Origin of the sequence: Caldovatus sediminis (assembly GCF_014644455.1) — a bacterium.
Lineage (GTDB): Bacteria > Pseudomonadota > Alphaproteobacteria > Acetobacterales > Acetobacteraceae > Caldovatus > Caldovatus sediminis.
The window spans coordinates 45,058-62,607 of record NZ_BMKS01000011.1 but is presented as its reverse complement, the minus strand read 5'-3'; the positions used below and the strand labels follow the sequence as shown (position 1 = coordinate 62,607).

17 protein-coding genes are annotated in these 17,550 nt (G+C 75.1%); 11 read left to right on the top strand and 6 right to left on the bottom strand.

Annotated features, from left to right (window positions below; genetic code table 11):
• The first annotated feature begins 13 nt into the window (after positions 1–13).
• On the top strand, positions 14–220 hold the full coding sequence (locus IEX99_RS16190; protein WP_188902165.1) for a hypothetical protein: 207 nt from the start codon (positions 14–16) through the stop codon (positions 218–220).
• 132 nt (positions 221–352) lie between these two features.
• Positions 353–907, top strand: coding sequence for a cytochrome b (locus tag IEX99_RS16185; RefSeq protein ID WP_188902163.1), 555 nt, complete (start codon positions 353–355; stop codon positions 905–907).
• Positions 908–934: 27 nt separating this feature from the next.
• Here the strand turns inward: IEX99_RS16185 and IEX99_RS16180 are convergent, their stop codons facing one another.
• Complete coding sequence (locus IEX99_RS16180) at positions 935–2,077, bottom strand: NAD(P)/FAD-dependent oxidoreductase (RefSeq protein ID WP_229678078.1); 1,143 nt, start codon at positions 2,075–2,077, stop codon at positions 935–937.
• 176 nt (positions 2,078–2,253) lie between these two features.
• Here IEX99_RS16180 and IEX99_RS16175 point away from each other — a divergent pair, with 176 nt between their 5' ends.
• The 7 genes from IEX99_RS16175 to IEX99_RS16145 all read left to right on the top strand — a co-directional run bounded on the left by IEX99_RS16175 (position 2,254) and on the right by IEX99_RS16145 (position 9,361).
• Positions 2,254–3,615, top strand: a complete 1,362-nt coding sequence (locus IEX99_RS16175) for an ABC transporter substrate-binding protein (RefSeq protein ID WP_188902159.1) — start codon at positions 2,254–2,256, stop codon at positions 3,613–3,615.
• A 161-nt stretch (positions 3,616–3,776) separates the two neighbouring features.
• Positions 3,777–4,727, top strand: coding sequence for a carbohydrate ABC transporter permease (locus IEX99_RS16170; RefSeq protein WP_188902157.1), 951 nt, complete (start codon positions 3,777–3,779; stop codon positions 4,725–4,727).
• A complete protein-coding gene (locus IEX99_RS16165) occupies positions 4,724–5,632 on the top strand; it encodes a carbohydrate ABC transporter permease (RefSeq protein WP_188902155.1) in 909 nt (302 codons plus the stop codon). The genes IEX99_RS16170 and IEX99_RS16165 overlap by 4 nt, the downstream gene beginning before the upstream one ends.
• 13 nt (positions 5,633–5,645) lie before the next feature.
• Positions 5,646–6,746 (top strand): ABC transporter ATP-binding protein, encoded by a 1,101-nt coding sequence (locus IEX99_RS16160; RefSeq protein WP_188902153.1) that lies wholly within the window; start codon positions 5,646–5,648, stop codon positions 6,744–6,746.
• Positions 6,743–7,516, top strand: a complete 774-nt coding sequence (locus IEX99_RS16155; RefSeq protein WP_229678077.1) for an SDR family oxidoreductase — start codon at positions 6,743–6,745, stop codon at positions 7,514–7,516. Before IEX99_RS16160 ends, IEX99_RS16155 begins: the two co-directional genes overlap by 4 nt.
• 92 nt (positions 7,517–7,608) lie before the next feature.
• Positions 7,609–8,700 carry a malate/lactate/ureidoglycolate dehydrogenase gene (locus tag IEX99_RS16150; protein ID WP_229678076.1) on the top strand — a complete coding sequence of 364 codons (1,092 nt, stop codon included), beginning with the start codon at positions 7,609–7,611 and terminating at the stop codon, positions 8,698–8,700.
• A 64-nt stretch (positions 8,701–8,764) separates the two neighbouring features.
• Positions 8,765–9,361, top strand: a complete 597-nt coding sequence (locus IEX99_RS16145) for a hypothetical protein (protein ID WP_188902151.1) — start codon at positions 8,765–8,767, stop codon at positions 9,359–9,361.
• A 125-nt stretch (positions 9,362–9,486) separates the two neighbouring features.
• Here the strand turns inward: IEX99_RS16145 and IEX99_RS16140 are convergent, their stop codons facing one another.
• Positions 9,487–9,771 carry a hypothetical protein gene (locus IEX99_RS16140; protein ID WP_188902149.1) on the bottom strand — a complete coding sequence of 95 codons (285 nt, stop codon included), beginning with the start codon at positions 9,769–9,771 and terminating at the stop codon, positions 9,487–9,489.
• Positions 9,772–9,917: 146 nt separating this feature from the next.
• On the opposite strand from IEX99_RS16140, the gene IEX99_RS16135 reads away from it, so the two are divergent.
• Positions 9,918–10,790, top strand: a complete 873-nt coding sequence (locus IEX99_RS16135; protein ID WP_188902147.1) for an isocitrate lyase/PEP mutase family protein — start codon at positions 9,918–9,920, stop codon at positions 10,788–10,790.
• 207 nt (positions 10,791–10,997) lie between these two features.
• Positions 10,998–13,208: a protein-disulfide reductase DsbD family protein gene (locus tag IEX99_RS16130; RefSeq protein ID WP_229678075.1), complete on the top strand. Its 2,211-nt coding sequence runs from the start codon at positions 10,998–11,000 to the stop codon at positions 13,206–13,208.
• 247 nt (positions 13,209–13,455) lie between these two features.
• On the opposite strand, the gene IEX99_RS16125 is transcribed toward IEX99_RS16130, so the two are convergent.
• The 4 genes from IEX99_RS16125 to miaB all read right to left on the bottom strand — a co-directional run bounded on the left by IEX99_RS16125 (position 13,456) and on the right by miaB (position 17,531).
• On the bottom strand, positions 13,456–14,463 hold the full coding sequence (locus IEX99_RS16125; protein WP_188902145.1) for a hemolysin family protein: 1,008 nt from the start codon (positions 14,461–14,463) through the stop codon (positions 13,456–13,458).
• The gene (gene ybeY, locus IEX99_RS16120; protein ID WP_229678074.1) at positions 14,463–14,945 is read right to left on the bottom strand and encodes an rRNA maturation RNase YbeY; all 483 of its coding nucleotides are present in this window, start codon (positions 14,943–14,945) and stop codon (positions 14,463–14,465) included. The genes IEX99_RS16125 and ybeY overlap by 1 nt, the downstream gene beginning before the upstream one ends.
• Before the next feature lie 34 nt (positions 14,946–14,979).
• Entirely contained in the window at positions 14,980–15,963 is a 984-nt protein-coding gene (locus IEX99_RS16115; RefSeq protein ID WP_188902299.1) for a PhoH family protein, read from the bottom strand.
• Positions 15,964–16,097: 134 nt separating this feature from the next.
• Positions 16,098–17,531 (bottom strand): tRNA (N6-isopentenyl adenosine(37)-C2)-methylthiotransferase MiaB, encoded by a 1,434-nt coding sequence (gene miaB, locus IEX99_RS16110; RefSeq protein ID WP_188902141.1) that lies wholly within the window; start codon positions 17,529–17,531, stop codon positions 16,098–16,100.
• Positions 17,532–17,550 lie beyond the last annotated feature (19 nt).

Below are 17,550 nucleotides of genomic sequence, written 5' to 3'. Positions count from 1 at the left end.
AGGAGGACGGACCATGGCGGACGACCGCTACGACGAGGGCCTGGTGCACGGCCACGACTGGGCGCGGGAGAAGGCGCGGCCAAGCCTCGGGCCCGCCCCGGTGATCCTCGGGCCTGCCGTGCCGGCCGGGGAGCCCTACGACGAAGGCCTCGTCCATGGCCATGCCTGGGCCTGCAGCGAGCGCGGGCGGCCGGCGAGCCCGCCGCCGCCGGCAGCGTAGCGGGCGCGCCCGCCGCGCCGCCGCCGTGACAATACGTCACACGGGGTTGCATCACATCAAGGACGCGCGCCTGCGACTCGGGCCATAACCCTGCGCGCCGGGCCCGCCCCCCGGCGCGCAGGAGACCCGCCGATGGCCCCACGCTACTCGCGCCTCAGCATCGCTCTGCACTGGACCATGGCCGCCGCCATCGGCCTCGCCTGGGTGCTCGGGCAGGTGATGGACGAGGTCGGCCGCGGGCTCCTGCAGGTCACGCTGAGCGGCAGCCACGCCCTGATCGGCCTCGCGGTGCTGGCGCTGGTGCTGCCGCGTGCCCTGGCGCGCCGGTGGCCGCGGCCGGCTGGTCCGGCCGCGGCGGAGCCGGTCCCCACCGGGCCGGCCTGGGAGGAACGCCTGGCGCCGGCCGTGCATCTCGCGCTCTACGCCCTGATGCTGCTGCTGCCCCTCACCGGCCTGCTCGCCGCGATGGCGGGCCGCCGCCCGCTGCCGGTCCTGGGGCTGTTCGAGATCCCGACGCCGCTCGCCCCCCTCGGTCTTCGCCGCAGCCTCAAGGGGGTCCATGAGGTGCTTTCGAACGCGATGCTCGGCCTCGTGGCGCTGCACGTGCTGGCGACGCTCTGGCATGCGCTGGTGCGGCGCGACGACGTGGCGGCGCGCATGATCCCCGTGCTGGCGCGCAGCCGCTGAGCCGGGGCCACGGGGCGACGGCCCCGGTCAGCGGGCCCCTCGGCGCCCGTCGCCGGCCGGCGCGAACCGCCGCGGGTCCACCAGCGGCACGACGCGCGCCAGGTCCGGCCCCGGATCGCGCCCCGCGACCAGCGCCGCCAGCAGCCGCCCGGCCGCCGGCGCGGTCTGGATGCCGTAGCCGCCCTGCCCGCACATCCAGAAGAAGCCCTCCGCCTCGCCCGGGCCAATCGCGAGGCTCCGGTCCGGCGTGAAGGTGCGCAGGCCCGCCCAGCGGTGCTCCACGCGCCGCACCGGGATGTCGAGCGCCTGCCGCATGCGCTCGATCGCGATCGCGACGTCGAGCTCGTCCGGCTGCGCGTCGCAGGGCTCCATGTCGGTCTCGTCGGCGGGGCTGACGAGCAGCTTCCGCCGCGCCTCCGGGCGGACGTACCAGGTGTGGTCGGCGTCGTTGAGCAGCGGCCAGTCGGCGCAGTCGTAGGGGCCGGGGTCCACGATCAGCGCCGTGCGGCGCTTCGGCTGCAGCCCGAGCGGGGCGAGGCCGGCGAGCCGCGCCACCTCGTCGCCCCAGGCCCCGGCGGCGTTGACGAGGAGCGGCGCGGCGAAGACGGCGCCGCCGGCCTCGACCCGCCACGCGCCGCCTGCGCGCGCGATCCGCGCGGCGCGACGGCGCAGCGCGAGGGTGCCGCCCCGCGCCCGGACCTGGCGCAGGAAGCCCTGGTGCAGCGCGGCGACGTCGATGTCGAAGGCGTCGCGCTCGATCGCCGCGGCGACGGCGTAGTCCGGGCGGAGCGCCGGCACGGCGGCGCGGAGCCCGGCCGGGTCCGCCCATTCCAGCCCCTCCCCGGCGGCGACCATCTCCGCGAGGTGCGCGCGCTGCGCCGCGGGGGCGAGGAAGACGACGGCGCGGCGGCGCGTCAGCGGCGCCTCGCCGAACCCGGGCGGGGGGGATTCGAGGAAGCCGCGGCTCGCCGCGCTCATCGCCCGCACGTCGGGCGGGCCGTAGTTGAGGATCCAGATCGCGGCGGAGCGGCCGGTGGCATGGTAGCCGGCGCTCTCCTCGGCCTCGAGGAGGACGAGGCGCGGATGGGTCTCGGCGAGGTGCGCGGCGGCGGCCGCGCCGGCGATGCCGGCGCCGATCACGATGGCGTCGAAGCGGTGCGTTTCGCTCATGCGGCGCATCGTCCGCCCGGGCGCGGGTCCCGGCAAGGGGCCGGGACGCCGCGCGGGAAGCGCCCGCCCGGATCCCGGGGACGTCATAGGATCGTGTTGCAAACGGGCGGCGCCGCTGCCTAACCTCCCGACATACTGAACCAGGGCCGGAGAGCCCTCAGGGAGGACGTGCGAGAATGGCTGCAATCGGCGGAACGACACGGCGCGAGGTGCTGCGGGCGGGCGTGGCGGGCGCCGCCGCCGCCGCCCTGGCGGCGCCGGCGGTGCACGGGCAGGCCGCGGGCGGACGCCTCACGGTCGGCTTCTGGGACCACTGGGTCCCGACCGGCAACGACGCGATGCGCCAGATCGTCAACGAATGGGCGCAGAGGAACCGCGTCGACGTCCAGCTGGAGTTCATCACCTCGGTCGGCAACAAGCTGCTGCTGACCATCGCCGCCGAGGCGCAGGCGCGCCGGGGCCACGACATCCTCGCCTTCTCGACCTGGCTGATCCACGACCACCACCGGCTGCTGGAGCCGGTGGACGACGTCATGGGCCGGCTGATCGGCGCCTACGGCCCGGTCAATCCGGCCTCCGAGTACCTGGCGAAGGTCGAGGGGCGCTGGCACGGCATCCCCGCGACCTCGGGCAGCCAGTACAAGGGGTCGGCCGCGCGCATCGACCTGATGAAGCAGCACGCGGGGATCGACGTGCAGGCCATGTACCCGGCCGAGACGCGGCTCGGCCCCGGCGCGGACCAGTGGAACTGGGAGACGTTCCTGCGCGCGGCCGACGCCTGCAACAAGGCGGGATTCCCCTTCGCGCTGCCGGCCGGCACCTTCTCCGACGCCACCGACTGGATCGGCGCGCTGTTCCGCTGCTACGGCGCCGAGATGGTGGACGCGCGCGGCAACATCACCATCCGCAACAACGACAAGCTGAGGCAGGCGCTCGAGTACTCGGTGCGGCTGTTCCAGCACATTCCGAACGAGATGTTCGCGGCCGACGACGCGACCAACAACCGGGCGCTGATCGCGGGACGCTCGGCGCTGATCTTCAACCCGCCCTCCGCCTGGGCGGTGGCCAAGCGCGACGCGCCGCAGGTGGCGGAGCAGACCTGGCACTTCCCGAGCCCGAAGGGGCCGGCCGGCCACTTCGTGCCGCATCTGCCCTTCTTCTGGGGCATCTGGAGCTTCGCCCAGAACAAGCCGGCGGCGAAGGCGCTGCTCGAGCACCTGTCGCAGCGCGATCAGGTGGCGAAGATGGTGGCCGCCTCCGACGGCTACGACATCCCGCCCTTCGCCACCCTGACCGACCTCGACACCTGGGCGACCGTCGGCCCGCCGCGCGGCACGGTGTTCAACTACCCCGTGAAGCCGCACCACAACGCCGAGCCCAACATCGCCTACGCGCCGGCGCCGCCGGAGATCGCGGTGCAGATGTACCAGCAGGGCATCCAGGCGAAGATGATCGCCCGGCTGGTGCAGAACCGGGAGCCGATGGACCGCGTGCTCGCCTGGGCCGAGCGGGAGGTCGAGGGCTTCAAGCGCGGCTGAGGCCGCGGGCGGCGCGCCGCCCGCTTCGCCCCGCCGGCGGGGCCGGCGGGGCCGCCGCCGGCCCGGGCGGCTGTTCCCCGGCTCCGCTCGGGCCCCGGCGACCGGCGGCGCCCCGGGTCGCGGCCGGATGAATGAAGGTCTCAGGGAGGGCCGAGAGACACATGGCCGACGGAAACGTCCTCGCGGCGCCGGCGCCTGCCCCGGCCGCCGTCGCGCCTGCCCGGCCGGGGGCGCTGCGCAGGCTCGCGCGCCGGCGCTCGACCCTCGCCTTCGTGCTGACCGTGCCGCTGCTCACGGTGATCGGCGGGCTGGTGGTCTGGCCGTTCTTCTACGCGATCTACCTCTCGATGCTGAACAAGCGCATGACGCGCTTCGTCGGCCTCGACAACTTCGCCTTCCTGCTCTCGCGCGAGACGTTCCAGCTCGTCATCATGCAGAGCGTGATCTTCGCCGTCGGCGCGGTGGTGGCGAAGGCGCTGATCGGGTTCATCCTCGCGCATGTGCTGCACGCGCTGCCGGCCAAGGGGCAGCGCAAGTGGCGCGGCATGCTGCTGGTGCCCTGGGTGATCCCGCCGGCGATCTCGACGCTCGCCTGGTGGTGGCTGTTCGATCCCTCCTACTCCGCGATCAACTGGATGCTGATGGGGATCGGCGCGCCGCCCGTCGCCTGGCTCGGCGAGCCCGGCTGGGCGCGCTTCGCGGTGATCCTGGTCAACGTCTGGTACGGCGCGCCCTTCTTCATGATCATGTACCTCGCCGCGCTCAAGTCCGTGCCGGACCAGCTCTACGAGGCGGCGGCGATCGACGGCGCGACGGGGTGGCAGAAGCTGCGCTACGTCACGGTGCCGATGATGAAGAACATCATCGCCATCACGGTGCTGTTCAGCCTGATCGTCACCTTCGCCAACTTCGACATCGTGCGGATCCTGACCAACGGCGGGCCGCAGGACAGGACGCACATCTTCGGCACCTACGCCTTCCAGGTCGGCATCCAGTCGGGCGACATCCCGCTCGGCGCCGCGGTGTCGCTGTTCATGTTCCCGGTGCTCGCGCTGCTCGCGGTGTTCGTGCTGCGCGACGTCACCCGCCGTTCCAGGGAGATGGCCGGATGAGCGTCACCGCCGCCGCCGAGGCGACAGCGGCCCCGGCCGCCCCGCTCTACCGCAAGGTCGGCAGCATCCGGCGCGAGCGACGCTGGGCGCTGATCGGCGCCTACGTCGCGCTCGCGGTGTTCGTGGTGTTCTTCCTCACGCCGCCCTTCCACATGCTGATGACCAGCCTGAAGAGCAGCGCGGAGATCGCCGACCTGTCGAACAACCCGTGGATCGTCCAGAGCCCGACGCTCGAGAACTACTGGGCGCTGCTCAACCACGGCAGCTACCCGCGGCACTTCCTCAACTCGGTGATCGTCACGCTGTCCACGGTGGCGATCACCATGGTGATCTCGCTGCTCGCCGCCTTCGCGCTGGCCCGCATGCGCTTCTGGGGCAGCGCCACGCTCGCCACCGGCGTGTTCCTCACCTACCTGGTGCCGGAGACGCTGCTGTTCATCCCGCTGTTCCAGACCATCGGCAGCCTCGGCCTCTACAACAACCTCTGGGCCATGGTGCTGCTCTACCCGACGATCACGGTGCCGTTCTGCACCTGGATCATGATCGGCTACTTCAGCTCCATACCGAAGGAGCTGGACGAGGCGGCGCTGATCGACGGCGCGAACCACTTCCAGATGCTGTGGAAGATCTTCATCCCCGTGGCGCTGCCCGGGATCCTGGCGGCCACGATCTTCGCCTTCACCGTCTCCTGGGCGCAGTTCCTCTATCCGATGGTGTTCCTGGTCAGCTCGGAGCAGATGGTGCTCACCGTCGGCATCGTCTCCGACCTGATCCGGGGCGACACCTTCCAGTGGGGCATGATCATGGCCGGCGCGATCATGGCGGCGCTGCCGCCGCTGCTGATCTACGCCTTCCTGATGGACTACTACATCGCCGGCCTGACCGCCGGCGCAACCAAGGGCTAGGGGCAAGTCCACGATGGCGCAGGTATCGCTCCGTAGGGTCGTCAAGGAGTACGAGGGCGGCGTCCAGGCGGTGAAGGGCATCGACCTCGAGATCGCCGACGAGGAGTTCGTCGTCCTCGTCGGCCCCTCGGGCTGCGGCAAGTCCACCACGCTGCGCATGATCGCGGGGCTGGAGGAGATCTCCTCGGGCGAGATCGCGATCGGCGGCATGGTGGTCAACGACATCCCGCCGCGCGACCGGGACATCGCCATGGTGTTCCAGAACTACGCGCTCTACCCGCACATGACGGTGTACGAGAACATGGCCTTCGGGCTCACGCTGCGGCGCTTCCCGAAGGACGAGATCCGCCGCCGGGTGGAGAACGCGGCGCGCATCCTCGACATCGGCGAGCTGCTCGACCGCAAGCCCAAGGCGCTCTCCGGCGGGCAGCGCCAGCGCGTCGCCATGGGCCGCGCCATCGTGCGCGACCCCAAGGTGTTCCTGTTCGACGAGCCGCTCTCCAACCTCGACGCCAAGCTGCGCGTGCAGATGCGCGTCGAGATCAAGAAGGTGCACCAGACGGTCCGCACCACCACGGTCTACGTCACCCACGACCAGGTGGAGGCGATGACCCTCGCCGACCGCGTGGTGGTGATGAACCAGGGCATCATCGAGCAGGTCGGCACGCCGCAGGAGCTCTACCATCGTCCGGCGACGCGCTTCGTCGCCGGCTTCATCGGCTCGCCGGCGATGAACATGATCCCGGCGCGGCTCGAGAACGGCGCCGGGGCGTTGCGCCTCCGCCTCCCCGGCGACATCGTGCTGCCGGTGCCGGCGGAGCGCACCCAGCGCTACGCCCCCCTCGCCGGGGGCGAGGTGCTGTTCGGCATCCGTCCGGAGCACCTGACGGAGCCGAAGAACCTCGACCGCCCGAACATCGCCACCTTCGAGGCGGCGCCCGAGGTGATCGAGCCGCTGGGAATGGAGACGCTGGTGATCTTCTCGCTGCAGGGCAACGAGGTGACGGCGCGGCTCGACCCCGCCGTGCCGGCCGAGCGCGGGCGCAAGATGCCGTTCGCCGCCGACCTCAACCAGATGCACCTGATCGAGCCGCGGACGGGCCGCGTGCTGTGAGCGGGGGAAGGCTGGAAGGCAGGATCGCCTGGGTCACCGGCGCCGGCTCCGGCATCGGCCGCGCCATCGCCGTCGCCTTCGCGCGGGAGGGCGCGCGCGTCGCGCTGACAGGCCGGCGCGAGGCCCCGCTGCACGAGACTGCGGGGATGATGCCGGCCGGCAGCGCGCTGATCGTGCCCGCCGACCTGACCGACGCGGCGCAGATCGGGCGCGCGCTGGCGACGATCGCGGAGTCCCTCGGCGCCACCCCCGACATCCTGGTCAACAACGCCGGCGTGAACCTGAAGCGGCGCTACCTGCACCAGCTCACGCCGGACGCGATCCGGATGATGATCGAGGGCAACCTCACCGCGCCCTTCATGACCTCGGTCGCGGTGCTGCCGGGGATGAAGGCGAAGGGCGGGGGCCTGATCATCCAGATCGCCTCGATGGCCGGCAAGCGCGTCTCCTTCCTCTCCGGCCCGGCCTACATCGCCGCCAAGCACGGCCTGGTCGCGCTGTCGGAGGCGATCAACCAGGAGAACGGCATCCACAACATCCGCTCCACCTGCATCTGCCCGGGCGAGGTCGCGACCCCGATCCTCGAGAACCGCCCCGAGCCGGTGCCGCCGGAGGACGTCGCGCGGCTGCTCCAGCCCGAGGACCTCGCCGCCATGGCGGTCTTCGTCGCCACCCTGCCGCCGCATGTCTGCGTCTCGGAGATGCTGACCACGCCGACCTACATGCGCCACCTCGCCGCCGGCGCGCGGAAGATCGCGGCGATGCCGTGAGCGCGCGGGCCGGACGACGCCCGCGCCGGGATGACGGCGCCGCCCCGTCCTGCTAACCGGACGCCGAAGGACCGAGTCAGGACCACCTGCCCATGGACAGCCAGGCCGCCCCGGTGCGGATCGGCGCCGACGCGCTCGAATCCCTCGTGCGCGACATCTTCCTCGCCGCCGGCTGCGATGCCGCCGAGGCCGGGCGCATCGCCGCCCACCTCCTCGGCGCCAACCTCGCCGGCCACGACAGCCACGGCGTCGCCCGCGTGCCGCGCTACGTCGAGTGGCTGGAATCCGGCTACGTCGTGAAGGGCCGGACGGTCGAGACCGTCACCGACGGCGGCACCTTCCTCCTCCTCGACGGCCAGTGGGGCTTCGGCCAGACCGTCGCCCCCCAGGCCGTCGCCCTCGGCATCGAGCGGGCGCAGCGGCACGGCACCTGCATCGTCGGCCTGCGCAACGCCGGCCACATCGGCCGCGTCGGCGACTACGCGGAGCGCGCCGTCGCCGCCGGCCTGATCTCGATCCACTTCGTCAACGTCGCCGGCTCCTGCCTGGTCGCCCCCTTCGGCGGCGTGGAGCGGCGCTTCTCCACCGCGCCGATCGCCATCGGCGTCCCGCTCGAGGGCCGCCCCGTCGTGCTCGACTTCGCCACCTCCCTCGTCGCCGAGGGCAAGGTCCTCGTCGCCTCCAACGGCGGCAAGCCGCTGCCGCCCGATGCGCTGATCGAGCCCGACGGCCGCCTCTCCGGCGACCCCCACACCCTCTACGGCCCCTACGAGCGCGTCGGCCCGCGCAGCCCCGCCAACGGCCGGGGCGCGATCCGCGCCTTCGGCGAGCACAAGGGCTCGGGCCTCGCCCTGATGTGCGAGCTGCTCGCCGGCGCGCTGACCGGCGGCGGCACCTCCGGCCCCGTCGAGGAGCGCGGGCGCATCGCCAACGGCATGCTCTCGATCTACCTCTCGCCCGCGCATTTCGGCACGCAGGCGGAATTCCAGCGCGCCGGCCGCGCCTATGTGGACTGGGTCAAGGCGAGCCGCCCCGCCACGCCGGGCGGCGAGGTCCTCGCCCCCGGCGAGCCGGAGGCCCGCACCCGCGCCGAGCGCCTCGCCAACGGCGTGCCGCTGCAGCGCGACACCTGGGACTCGATCCTCGCCACGGCGCGGCGGCTCGGAGTGAGGCCCCCTGTCTGATCCCGCCGCGCCCGCGCTCTCGCCGATCGAGCGCTACCGCCGCCTCGCCGCGTTGCGGCTGGAGATGCAGACCGCCGCGCTCGCCCATGTGCCGCGGCCGAGCGTCGTCGCCCATGCCCGCTACCTCGGCCTCTGGGACGGGCGGCAGCCGGCGGTGCCGCACGAGGCGGCGGCGGTGCTGCTCTACGATCTCGGCCTCTACGCCGCGGTCGGGCGCCTGCCGCGCGGCATCGACCGCTACGCGGCGCAGCTCCGCCCGCGGCCGGAGGCGGGCTCCGAGCGCGCGCGCCTGCTCGCCGCGCTGCGCGCCTCGCGCCTGTCGCTGTTCCGGATCCGCGACCGGCACCCGGAAGGCGGCGTCCTGCTCGACGAGATGGGCGCGGGCGCCCCGGTGCGGCTGATGGACGAGACGCTCGCCTCCATCGCCCGCCCGGGCCTGCCCTTCGCGGCGCGGGTGGCGGACGCCGATCCCGAGTTCGCGGTCGCCTGCGGCGTGCTGATCCCGGCCAGCACCGCGCTGCTCGACGCGATGAGGGCCCTGCCGCCGCCGCCCGACCTCGGGCCGGAGGGGGAATTCGCCGCCCGGCTGCACCGCGCCGCGCTGGAGCTCGGCGTCGTGCACGGCGGCGGCGCGCCGGCCGGCCGGCAAGGCGGCGCCTGAGGAACCGCCGCGCGGCCTGGTGCCGTCTGCCCGCGACCGGCAAGGGGCCAATCGCCAGCGGACTGGCGCTCGACAAGCGACGCGCGAGAGCCGTTGCCGCGGGCACGGCCGCGCGAAAGCGGCCCTCAGCCCTGGAGGAAGCCGAGCGCCGGCAGGGGCCGCCAGCGCCGGGGCAGGTCGGCACGCCGGATCGGCGCGACGCTGTAGAACGGCACCGGCCGTCCGCAACTCTGCAGGAAGGACGCGTAGGCCCGCACCTGCTGCTCGCGCCAGTCGCGATCGGCGAGGGCGGCGGCGCGGCTCCGGTAGATCTCGGCCACCTGGCTTGCCTTCCCCACCCGGGCCACCACCGCCCACATCGTGTCGTCGGAGCCGCTGGCCCGGACGAGGCTGACGACCTTGCCGCTCATTCCGTTTCCTGTGTCGCAGACGCGGGGAGCCGCATCAAGCGCCCTGGCCGCGCCGCGGGCAACCGGCGCCGCGGCACTCGCCGGCCGGCCCGCCCTCGGGCAGAGTGGCGCGCCAGCCGGACCGACCGCCAGGGGAAACGCCGCCGATGTCCACCACCGCCACCCGCCGCCGCGAGCGCGTGCGCGCCCTCCTCGCCGGCGCGGCGTGCCACCATCCCGCGTCGGTGTACGATCCGCTCTCGGCGCGCATCGCGCAGGACATCGGCTTCGAGCTCGGCATGTTCGCCGGCTCCACCGCCTCGCTCGCGGTGCTCGGCGCGCCCGACCTGATCCTGGTGACGCTCTCCGAGTTCGCCGAGCAGTGCCGCCGCATCTGCCGCGCCGCCCCCGACCTGCCGGTGCTGGTGGACGCGGACCACGGCTACGGCAACGCGCTCAACGCCATGCGCACGATCCAGGAGGTCGAGGCCGCCGGCATCGCCGCCGCCACCATCGAGGACACGCTGCTCCCCCAGCCCCACGGCGCCGCCAAGCCGCAGCTCGTCTCGCGCGAGGAGGGGCTCGGCAAGATCCGCGCCGCGCTGGCCGGGCGGGACGATCCGGCCTTCCTCGTCGTCGCCCGCACCGGGGCGGTGCAGATCGCCGGCGTCGAGGAGGCGATCGCCCGCGCCCGGGCCTACGAGGCGGCGGGCGCCGACGCGCTCTTCTTCACCGGCGTGAAGACGCGGGCGCAGCTCGCCGCGATCGCCGAGGCGACGCGGCTGCCGCTGATCCTCGGCAGCATCGAGGGCGAGCTGGCCGACCGCGCGCTCCTCGCCGCGCACCGGGTGCGGATCGCGCTGCAGGGGCACCAGGGAATCGCCGCCGCGGCGCAGGCGGTGCACGCGACGCTGAAGGCGCTGCGCGAGGGCGTGAAGCCGGCGGACCTCCCCGGCCTGCCGCCCTCCGGCTTCATGGCGCGCCTGATGCGGGAGGAGCGCTACGCCGCCTGGACCCGCGACTTCCTCGGCGGGGAGTAGCCGCCGGCCGGGGGCGCGATCGCACCGGCGGCCGACCCCTGCGCCCGCGCGCCTGGCGCGGCGGCGGGACCGGCCGCGGGCAGGGGTTCCGCTCGCGCGCACGATCGCCGGCAGGCACGGCGACCGGCATGGCAGGCCCCGGACGGCGCTGCCGGCCGCCCCGGGCGGGGTGCGGCGCGGGCGCGGCAGTCCCGCGCCGATCGGGGCTTGTCCGGGGCGCCTCCCGTCCCGTTCTATCCGGCCGCGATGCGCCTCTTCCTCGCCGCCCTGGCCCTGCTCGCCGCCCTCGGCGCCGTCCCGCCGCCCGCCCTGGCGCTCGAGAGCGCGCCCGTCGTCTCGCCGCGCGCCACCGCCACCCTGGCGGCGGAGGCCGCGGCCGTCGCGCCGGACGAACCGTTCCGGATCGGGCTGCGCCTGCGCCTCGCCCCCGGCTGGCACACCTACTGGAAGAACGCCGGCGACGCCGGCGCCCCGCCCGAGATCATGCTGCGCCTGCCGGAAGGCGCCGCCGCCGGCCCGATCGAGTGGCCCGCCCCGCAGCGCATCCCCTACGGCCCGCTCGTGAACTTCGGTTACCAGGGCGAGGTCCTGCTGCCGCTGCGCGTCACCCCGCCGGCGGGGCTCGCCCCCGGCGGCTCGCTTCCGGTCGAGGCCGAGGCCACCTGGCTCGTCTGCGAGCAGATCTGCATCCCGGAGACGGGCCGGTTCCGTCTCGACCTCCCGGTCGCGGCCGCGGCCCGCCCCGATCCCGCCCTCGCGCCGCTCTTCGCCGCCGCCGAGGCGGCGCAGCCCCGCCCCGCGCCCTGGGCGGCACGCGTCGAGGCCGGGCCCGGCCGGGCGGCGCGGCTCCTCCTCGACGGCCCCGGCCTGTCGCCGGCCACGGTGCGCGAGGCCTTCTTCTTCCCCGACGCGCCCGACGCGCTCGACCACGCCGCGCCGCAGCGCCTGACGGTGCGCGTGGGCGGCCTCGCCCTCGCCCTCACCCGCGCCGAGAGCGCCGCCGCCCTCCCCGGATCCCTCTCCGGCGTGCTGGCGATCACCGATGGCGGCGGGCGGCGCGCCGCCTTCGCCCTGGCCGCCCCCGTCGCGGCCGCCGCGGCGGCGCCCGCGGCTGCGTCGGCGCTGTGGCAGGCGATCGGCCTGGCGCTGCTCGGCGGCCTGCTGCTCAACCTGATGCCCTGCGTCTTCCCGGTGCTGGCGATGAAGGCGCTGGGGCTGGCGCGGCTCGCCGGCGCGGCGCGCGGCGCGGTGCGGCGCGAGGCGATGGGCTACACGCTCGGCGTCGTCGCCGCCTTCGCGGCGCTCGGCGGGCTGCTGCTCGGGCTGCGCGCGGCCGGGGCGGCGGCCGGCTGGGGCTTCCAGTTCACCGCCCCGGCCTTCGTCGCCGGCATGGCCTGGCTGATGCTCGCCGTCGGGCTCAACCTCGCCGGCGTCTATGCGCTGGGCCATGGCGGGGCGCCGGTGGCCGCCGCGGCCAACGTTGCGGGCGGGATCGCCGCGCGCCGCCACGGCACGCTGCTCGGCAGCGCCGCGACCGGCGTGCTCGCGGTGCTGCTCGCCACGCCCTGCACCGCGCCCTTCATGGCCGCCGCGATCGGCGCGGCGCTGGCGATGGACCCGGCGGCGACGCTCGCGGTGTTCCTCGCCCTCGGCCTCGGCCTCGCCGCGCCCTCGGCGGCGCTGGCGGCCGCGCCCGGGCTCGCCCGCGCCCTGCCGCGGCCCGGGCCGTGGATGGAGCGGCTGCGCCAGGGCCTCGCCTTCCCGATGTTCGGCGCGGCGGCCTGGCTCGTCTGGGTGCTGGCGCAGCAGGCGGGGCCGGACGGGGTGCTGGTCGCGCTGCTCGGCGGCGTGCTGGTCGGCTTCGGCGCCTGGGCGCTCGGCGCGGCGCAGCGCGCGGGCGGGGTCCGCGCCGGCCGGATCGGTGCCGGCCTCGCGCTCGCCGCCGCGCTCGCCGCCACTGCCCTGCTGCCCGGCCTGACCGTCGCCCCTTCCGCTTCCGCCGCGGCCTCCGCCGCCGCCCCGGACGCGGCGGACGGCGCCGAACCCTGGTCCGAGGCCCGCCTCGCCGCGCTGCGCGCGGAGGGCCGGCCGGTCTTCGTCAACGCCACCGCCGCTTGGTGCCTCAGCTGCCAGGTCAACGAACGCGTGGCGCTGCGCGCCGCGGCGGTGCGCGCGGCCTTCGCCGCCGGCCGCGTCGCCTACCTGAAGGCCGACTGGACGCGCGGCGATCCGGCGGTCGGCGCCCTGCTGCGCGCGCATGGGCGCGAGGGCGTGCCGCTCTACCTGATCTATCCCGCCGACGGCGGGCCGCCTGAGGTGCTGCCGCAGATCCTCACCGAGGGCATCGTGCTGCGCGCGCTGGCGGCGGCCGGCGTCGGGGGGTCGGCCCCGGTCGCGGAGGCGGCGGCGCGGCGATAGCGCTCGCTGGCGCCGTTTTCGCTTGGCCGTGCTCGCTGCACGGCTCCCGCTCGTCGTTGGCCGAGCAGGGTCGCGCTTCCGGCCGTTCCAGCCGTCCGCGATCTGCCCTCCTAACGCAGGAGGCCGAGCCAGACCGGCATGCCCGGATTGCCGAGCGCCCCTCGAGGCCGCCCCGTCGCGTCCACCCGTCCCGTGCGGACCTCCCCGGTCCGGAACGGACGCGGCGGGGCGCCGGTGGGCGGGCCGCCTACTCCGCCGCCCGCGGCATCGAGTCCGGCGGCGGCGGCGAGGCGCCCGGGGGCAGGGAACCCGGCTGCGGCGCGCCGGCGGGCGGCCCCATGCCCGGGCGGCGCACCCGCAGCCGGCGGATGCGCCGCGGATCGGCCTCCAGCACCTGGAACTCCAGCCCGGAGGGGTGCGAGATCAGCTCGCCCCGCGCCGGCACGCGGCCGGCGAGGGTGAAGACGAGCCCGCCCACCGTGTCGATGTCGGCGGCGCGCTCCTCGGCGGTCAGCACCGCGCCGAGCCGGCTCTCGAACAGCTCGACCGGGGTGCGCGCGTCGAGCTCCAGCGTGCCGTCCGGCCGCTCGACGATCTGCGGCGGCGCCGGCTCGTCGTGCTCGTCGCTGATGTCGCCGACGATGGTCTCGACCAGGTCCTCGATGGTGATCAGGCCGTCAATGCCGCCGTACTCGTCCACCACCAGGGCCATGTGGATGCGCGCCTGGCGCATCTGCAGCAGCAGGTCGAGCACCGGCACCGAGGGGACGACGAAGAGCGGCTTGCGCAGGATCGCCTTCAGGCTGAAGGGCTGGCCCTGCTGCTCGCGCCCGATCGCGGCGAAGACGTCCTTGATGTGGACCATGCCGACGATGTCGTCGAGGTTCTCGCGGAACACCGGGTAGCGGCTGTGGCCCTCGCGCTGGATCAGGCGGATCGCCTGGTCGAGCGTCAGGTTCTCCGGCATCGCCGTGATGTCGGCGCGCGGCACCATCACGTCGTAGGCGGTCTTGCCGCGCAGGCGCAGCACGTTGCGCAGCAGCACCCGCTCGTGCGCGTCGAGCTCCTCGGCCGCGGCGCGGCGGCCGCCGTTCGCGTCCTCGGCGCGGCCCTCGATCAGCTCCTCGACGCGGTCGCGGACGCTCTCGGCCTCGCGCCGGCGCAGCAGGCCCTGGAGGCGCCAGAACAGGCCGCGCTCCGGCCCGGTGGGACTGCCGCCGCCGTCGCGCGGCGGGTGCGGTCCGTCCTCGCCCATCACGTCGCCCCCCGCCAGGGGTTGGGCAGGCCGAGGCGGCGCATCACCCGCGCCTCGGCGCGTTCCATCCGCCGCGCCTCGCCGGCGTGCAGGTGGTCGTGGCCGGCGAGGTGCAGCGCGCCGTGGGCGACGAGGTGCGCGAGGTGGGCGTGCGTCGGCCGGCGGTTCGCCCGCGCCTCGCGGCGCACCACGCCGAGCGCGAGCGCGAGGTCGCCGAGATGCGGCGGCGCCGCGCCCGGGAAGCTCAGCACGTTGGTGGGCTTCGCCTTGCCGCGGTGGCGCCCGTTCAGGCGGCGCAACTCGCGGTCGCCGGCGAGGAGCACGGTGATCGCCCCGCCCCGCCCGGCCTCGCGGAGCGCGGCCTCGGCCGCCCGCCGGGCCAGGCGCTCGACGCGGGGCACCGCGGCGCGCCAGCCCGGCGCCGCGAGGATCACGGAGACGTCCACCTCCGGCGGCGCCTCCCTCCGGGGCCCGGCCGTCACCGCCCGCGTCTCCGCGGGCGCGCGGCCGGGACGGCTACTTCGCGGTTCCATCCCTCTCCTTCTTCGCGCCCCCTCCGCCCGGGCGCCGGTCGAACTCCGACGGGCCGCGGCCCGCCTCGGCCCGGTCATAGGCCGCGACGATGCGCGCCACCAGGGGATGCCGCACCACGTCGCGGTCGCCGAAGCGCGCGACGGCGATGCCCTCCACCCCCTCCAGCGTCCGCAGCGCCTCGGCGAGGCCGCTCGGCTGGCCGGGGGGCAGGTCCACCTGGCTCGGGTCGCCGGTGATCACCATGCGCGAGCCCTCGCCCATCCGGGTGAGGAACATCTTGATCTGCGCCGGCGTGGTGTTCTGCGCCTCGTCGAGGATGGCGTAGCAGTGCGCGAGGGTGCGGCCGCGCATGAAGGCGAGCGGCGCGATCTCGATCTCGCCCGAGGCGATGCGGCGCGCGACCTGCTCGGCGGGGAGCATGTCGTGCAGCGCGTCGTAGAGCGGGCGGAGGTAGGGGTCCACCTTCTCCTTCATGTCGCCCGGCAGGAAGCCGAGCCGCTCGCCCGCCTCGACCGCCGGCCGGCTGAGCACGATGCGGTCCACCCGCCCGGTCTGCAGCAGCGCCACGCCCTGCGCCACGGCGAGGTAGGTCTTGCCGGTGCCGGCCGGGCCGATGCCGAAGACCATCTCGTGGCGCGCCAGCATCTCGATGTAGGCGGCCTGGCCGGCGCTGCGCGGCGCGATCGCGCCCTTGCGCGTGCGGATCGCCGGCAGGTCGGCGAGCGGCAGGCGCGGCTCGCCCTGCTCGGCGCCGCCCTCGGCGAGGCGGAGCGCCGCCTCGACCTCGGCGGTGCCGACCGGCTGGCCGCGCTCGAGCCGCTTCCACAGGGCGAGCAGCGCCGCCTCGGCGAGTTCCGTCCGCTCCGGGCTGCCGGCGATGGAGAGCCGGTTGCCGCGCGAGGCCAGGCGGACGCCGAGCGCCTGCTCGATGCGGGCGAGGTGGCGGTCGTGCTCCCCGTAGAGCATCGGCAGCAGCGCGTTGTCGTCGAACTGCAGGGTGACGGAACGGTGCTGGTGGTCGGCGAGGGGGGCGACGGGGGCGGGGCGCGGCGACAGCCGGGCCTCCGCGGGGTTGCGCAGCGGGATGGCGGGGATGGTGGTCAAGCGCTGATGCGCTCCTCTTCCTCCGGGTTGGGGTGGCGGGTGGTCTCCGCGGCCGCCTCGTGCTGGTCCCGCAGCGCGGCCGAGAGGGAGTTGGGATGGGCGGCGAGCACGGTCACCGGCGCGACGCGGCCGATCAGCGCGGCCGGTCCGCGGACGTGGACGGGCTGCAGCCAGGGCGAGCGCCCGACGATCTGGCCCGGATGGCGGCCGGGACCGGTGAACAGGACATCGAAGCCCATGCCGACGCGCGAGCGGTTGAAGGCCTGCTGCTGCTCCCTGAGCAGCGCCTGGAGCTCGGCCAGGCGCGCCTCCTTGGCCGGCTCCGGCACCTGATGTGGCGCCGCCGCGGCCGGAGTTCCAGGCCGCGCCGAGTACTTGAAGGAGAAGGCCTGGGCGAAGCCGACCGCGCGCACGAGATCGAGCGTGGCGCGGAAATCCGCCTCCGTCTCGCCGGGGTGGCCGACGATGAAGTCGGAGGAGAGCGCGAGGTCGGGCCGCGCCGCGCGCAGCCGCTCGACCAGGCGGAGGTAGTCCGCGGCCGTGTGGCCGCGGTTCATCGCGCGCAGGATGCGGTCCGAGCCCGACTGCACGGGAAGGTGCAGGAACGGCATGAGCCCGGGGAGGTCGCGATGGGCCGCGACCAGCTCCGCGTCCACGTCGCGCGGGTGGGAGGTGGTGTAGCGCAGGCGCGCGAGGCCCGGGATCTCCGCCAGCGCCCGCAGCAGCCGCCCGAGCCGCCATTCCCCGGCGCCGTCCGGCGCCTCGCCATGCCAGGCGTTCACGTTCTGGCCGAGCAGCGTGATCTCGCGCGCGCCCTGCGCGACCAGGCGCCGCGCCTCGGCGATCACCGCGGCGGCGGGGCGGGAGAACTCGGCGCCGCGCGTGTAGGGGACGACGCAGAAGGAGCAGAACTTGTCGCAGCCCTCCTGCACGGTGAGGAAGGCGGTCGCCCCCTGCGGCGCGGCCTGCTCCGGCAGGTGGTCGAACTTGTCCTCGACCGGGAAGTCGGTCTCGACGACGGCGCCGGCGGCGCGGGCGGCGCGCGCCACCATCTCCGGCAGGCGGTGGTAGGTCTGCGGCCCCAGGACGATGTCCACCCAGGGGGCGCGGGCGGTGATCTCCGCCCCCTCGGCCTGGGCGACGCAGCCGGCGACGGCGATCACCATCCGCCCGCCCTCGGCGGCGCGCCGCTCCTTGAGCGCGCGCAGCCGGCCGAGCTCGGAGAACACCTTCTCGGCCGCCTTCTCGCGGATGTGGCAGGTGTTGAGGATCACCATGTCGGCGCCCTCGGGCGCCTCCGCCGGCGCGTAGCCGAGGGGGGCCAGCACGTCCGCCATGCGGGCGCTGTCGTAGACGTTCATCTGGCAGCCCCAGGTGCGGACGAACAGGCGCCGCATCCGCGCGGGGGCGCCGGCGAGGGATTCGGTCATGCCGGGGAAAGCTCCGCCC

What these genes read in the sequence shown, in the direction of transcription:
- IEX99_RS16190 (WP_188902165.1), top strand. Translation starts at nt 14, where the DNA reads ATGGCGGACGACCGCTACGACGAGGGCCTGGTGCACGGCCACGACTGG.
- IEX99_RS16185 (WP_188902163.1), top strand. Translation starts at nt 353, where the DNA reads ATGGCCCCACGCTACTCGCGCCTCAGCATCGCTCTGCACTGGACCATG.
- IEX99_RS16180 (WP_229678078.1), bottom strand. Translation starts at nt 2,077, where the DNA reads ATGAGCGAAACGCACCGCTTCGACGCCATCGTGATCGGCGCCGGCATC.
- IEX99_RS16175 (WP_188902159.1), top strand. Translation starts at nt 2,254, where the DNA reads ATGGCTGCAATCGGCGGAACGACACGGCGCGAGGTGCTGCGGGCGGGC.
- IEX99_RS16170 (WP_188902157.1), top strand. Translation starts at nt 3,777, where the DNA reads ATGGCCGACGGAAACGTCCTCGCGGCGCCGGCGCCTGCCCCGGCCGCC.
- IEX99_RS16165 (WP_188902155.1), top strand. Translation starts at nt 4,724, where the DNA reads ATGAGCGTCACCGCCGCCGCCGAGGCGACAGCGGCCCCGGCCGCCCCG.
- IEX99_RS16160 (WP_188902153.1), top strand. Translation starts at nt 5,646, where the DNA reads ATGGCGCAGGTATCGCTCCGTAGGGTCGTCAAGGAGTACGAGGGCGGC.
- IEX99_RS16150 (WP_229678076.1), top strand. Translation starts at nt 7,609, where the DNA reads ATGGACAGCCAGGCCGCCCCGGTGCGGATCGGCGCCGACGCGCTCGAA.
- IEX99_RS16145 (WP_188902151.1), top strand. Translation starts at nt 8,765, where the DNA reads ATGCAGACCGCCGCGCTCGCCCATGTGCCGCGGCCGAGCGTCGTCGCC.
- IEX99_RS16140 (WP_188902149.1), bottom strand. Translation starts at nt 9,771, where the DNA reads ATGAGCGGCAAGGTCGTCAGCCTCGTCCGGGCCAGCGGCTCCGACGAC.
- IEX99_RS16135 (WP_188902147.1), top strand. Translation starts at nt 9,918, where the DNA reads ATGTCCACCACCGCCACCCGCCGCCGCGAGCGCGTGCGCGCCCTCCTC.
- IEX99_RS16125 (WP_188902145.1), bottom strand. Translation starts at nt 14,463, where the DNA reads ATGGGCGAGGACGGACCGCACCCGCCGCGCGACGGCGGCGGCAGTCCC.
- IEX99_RS16115 (WP_188902299.1), bottom strand. Translation starts at nt 15,963, where the DNA reads ATGCTCTACGGGGAGCACGACCGCCACCTCGCCCGCATCGAGCAGGCG.
- miaB (WP_188902141.1), bottom strand. Translation starts at nt 17,531, where the DNA reads ATGACCGAATCCCTCGCCGGCGCCCCCGCGCGGATGCGGCGCCTGTTC.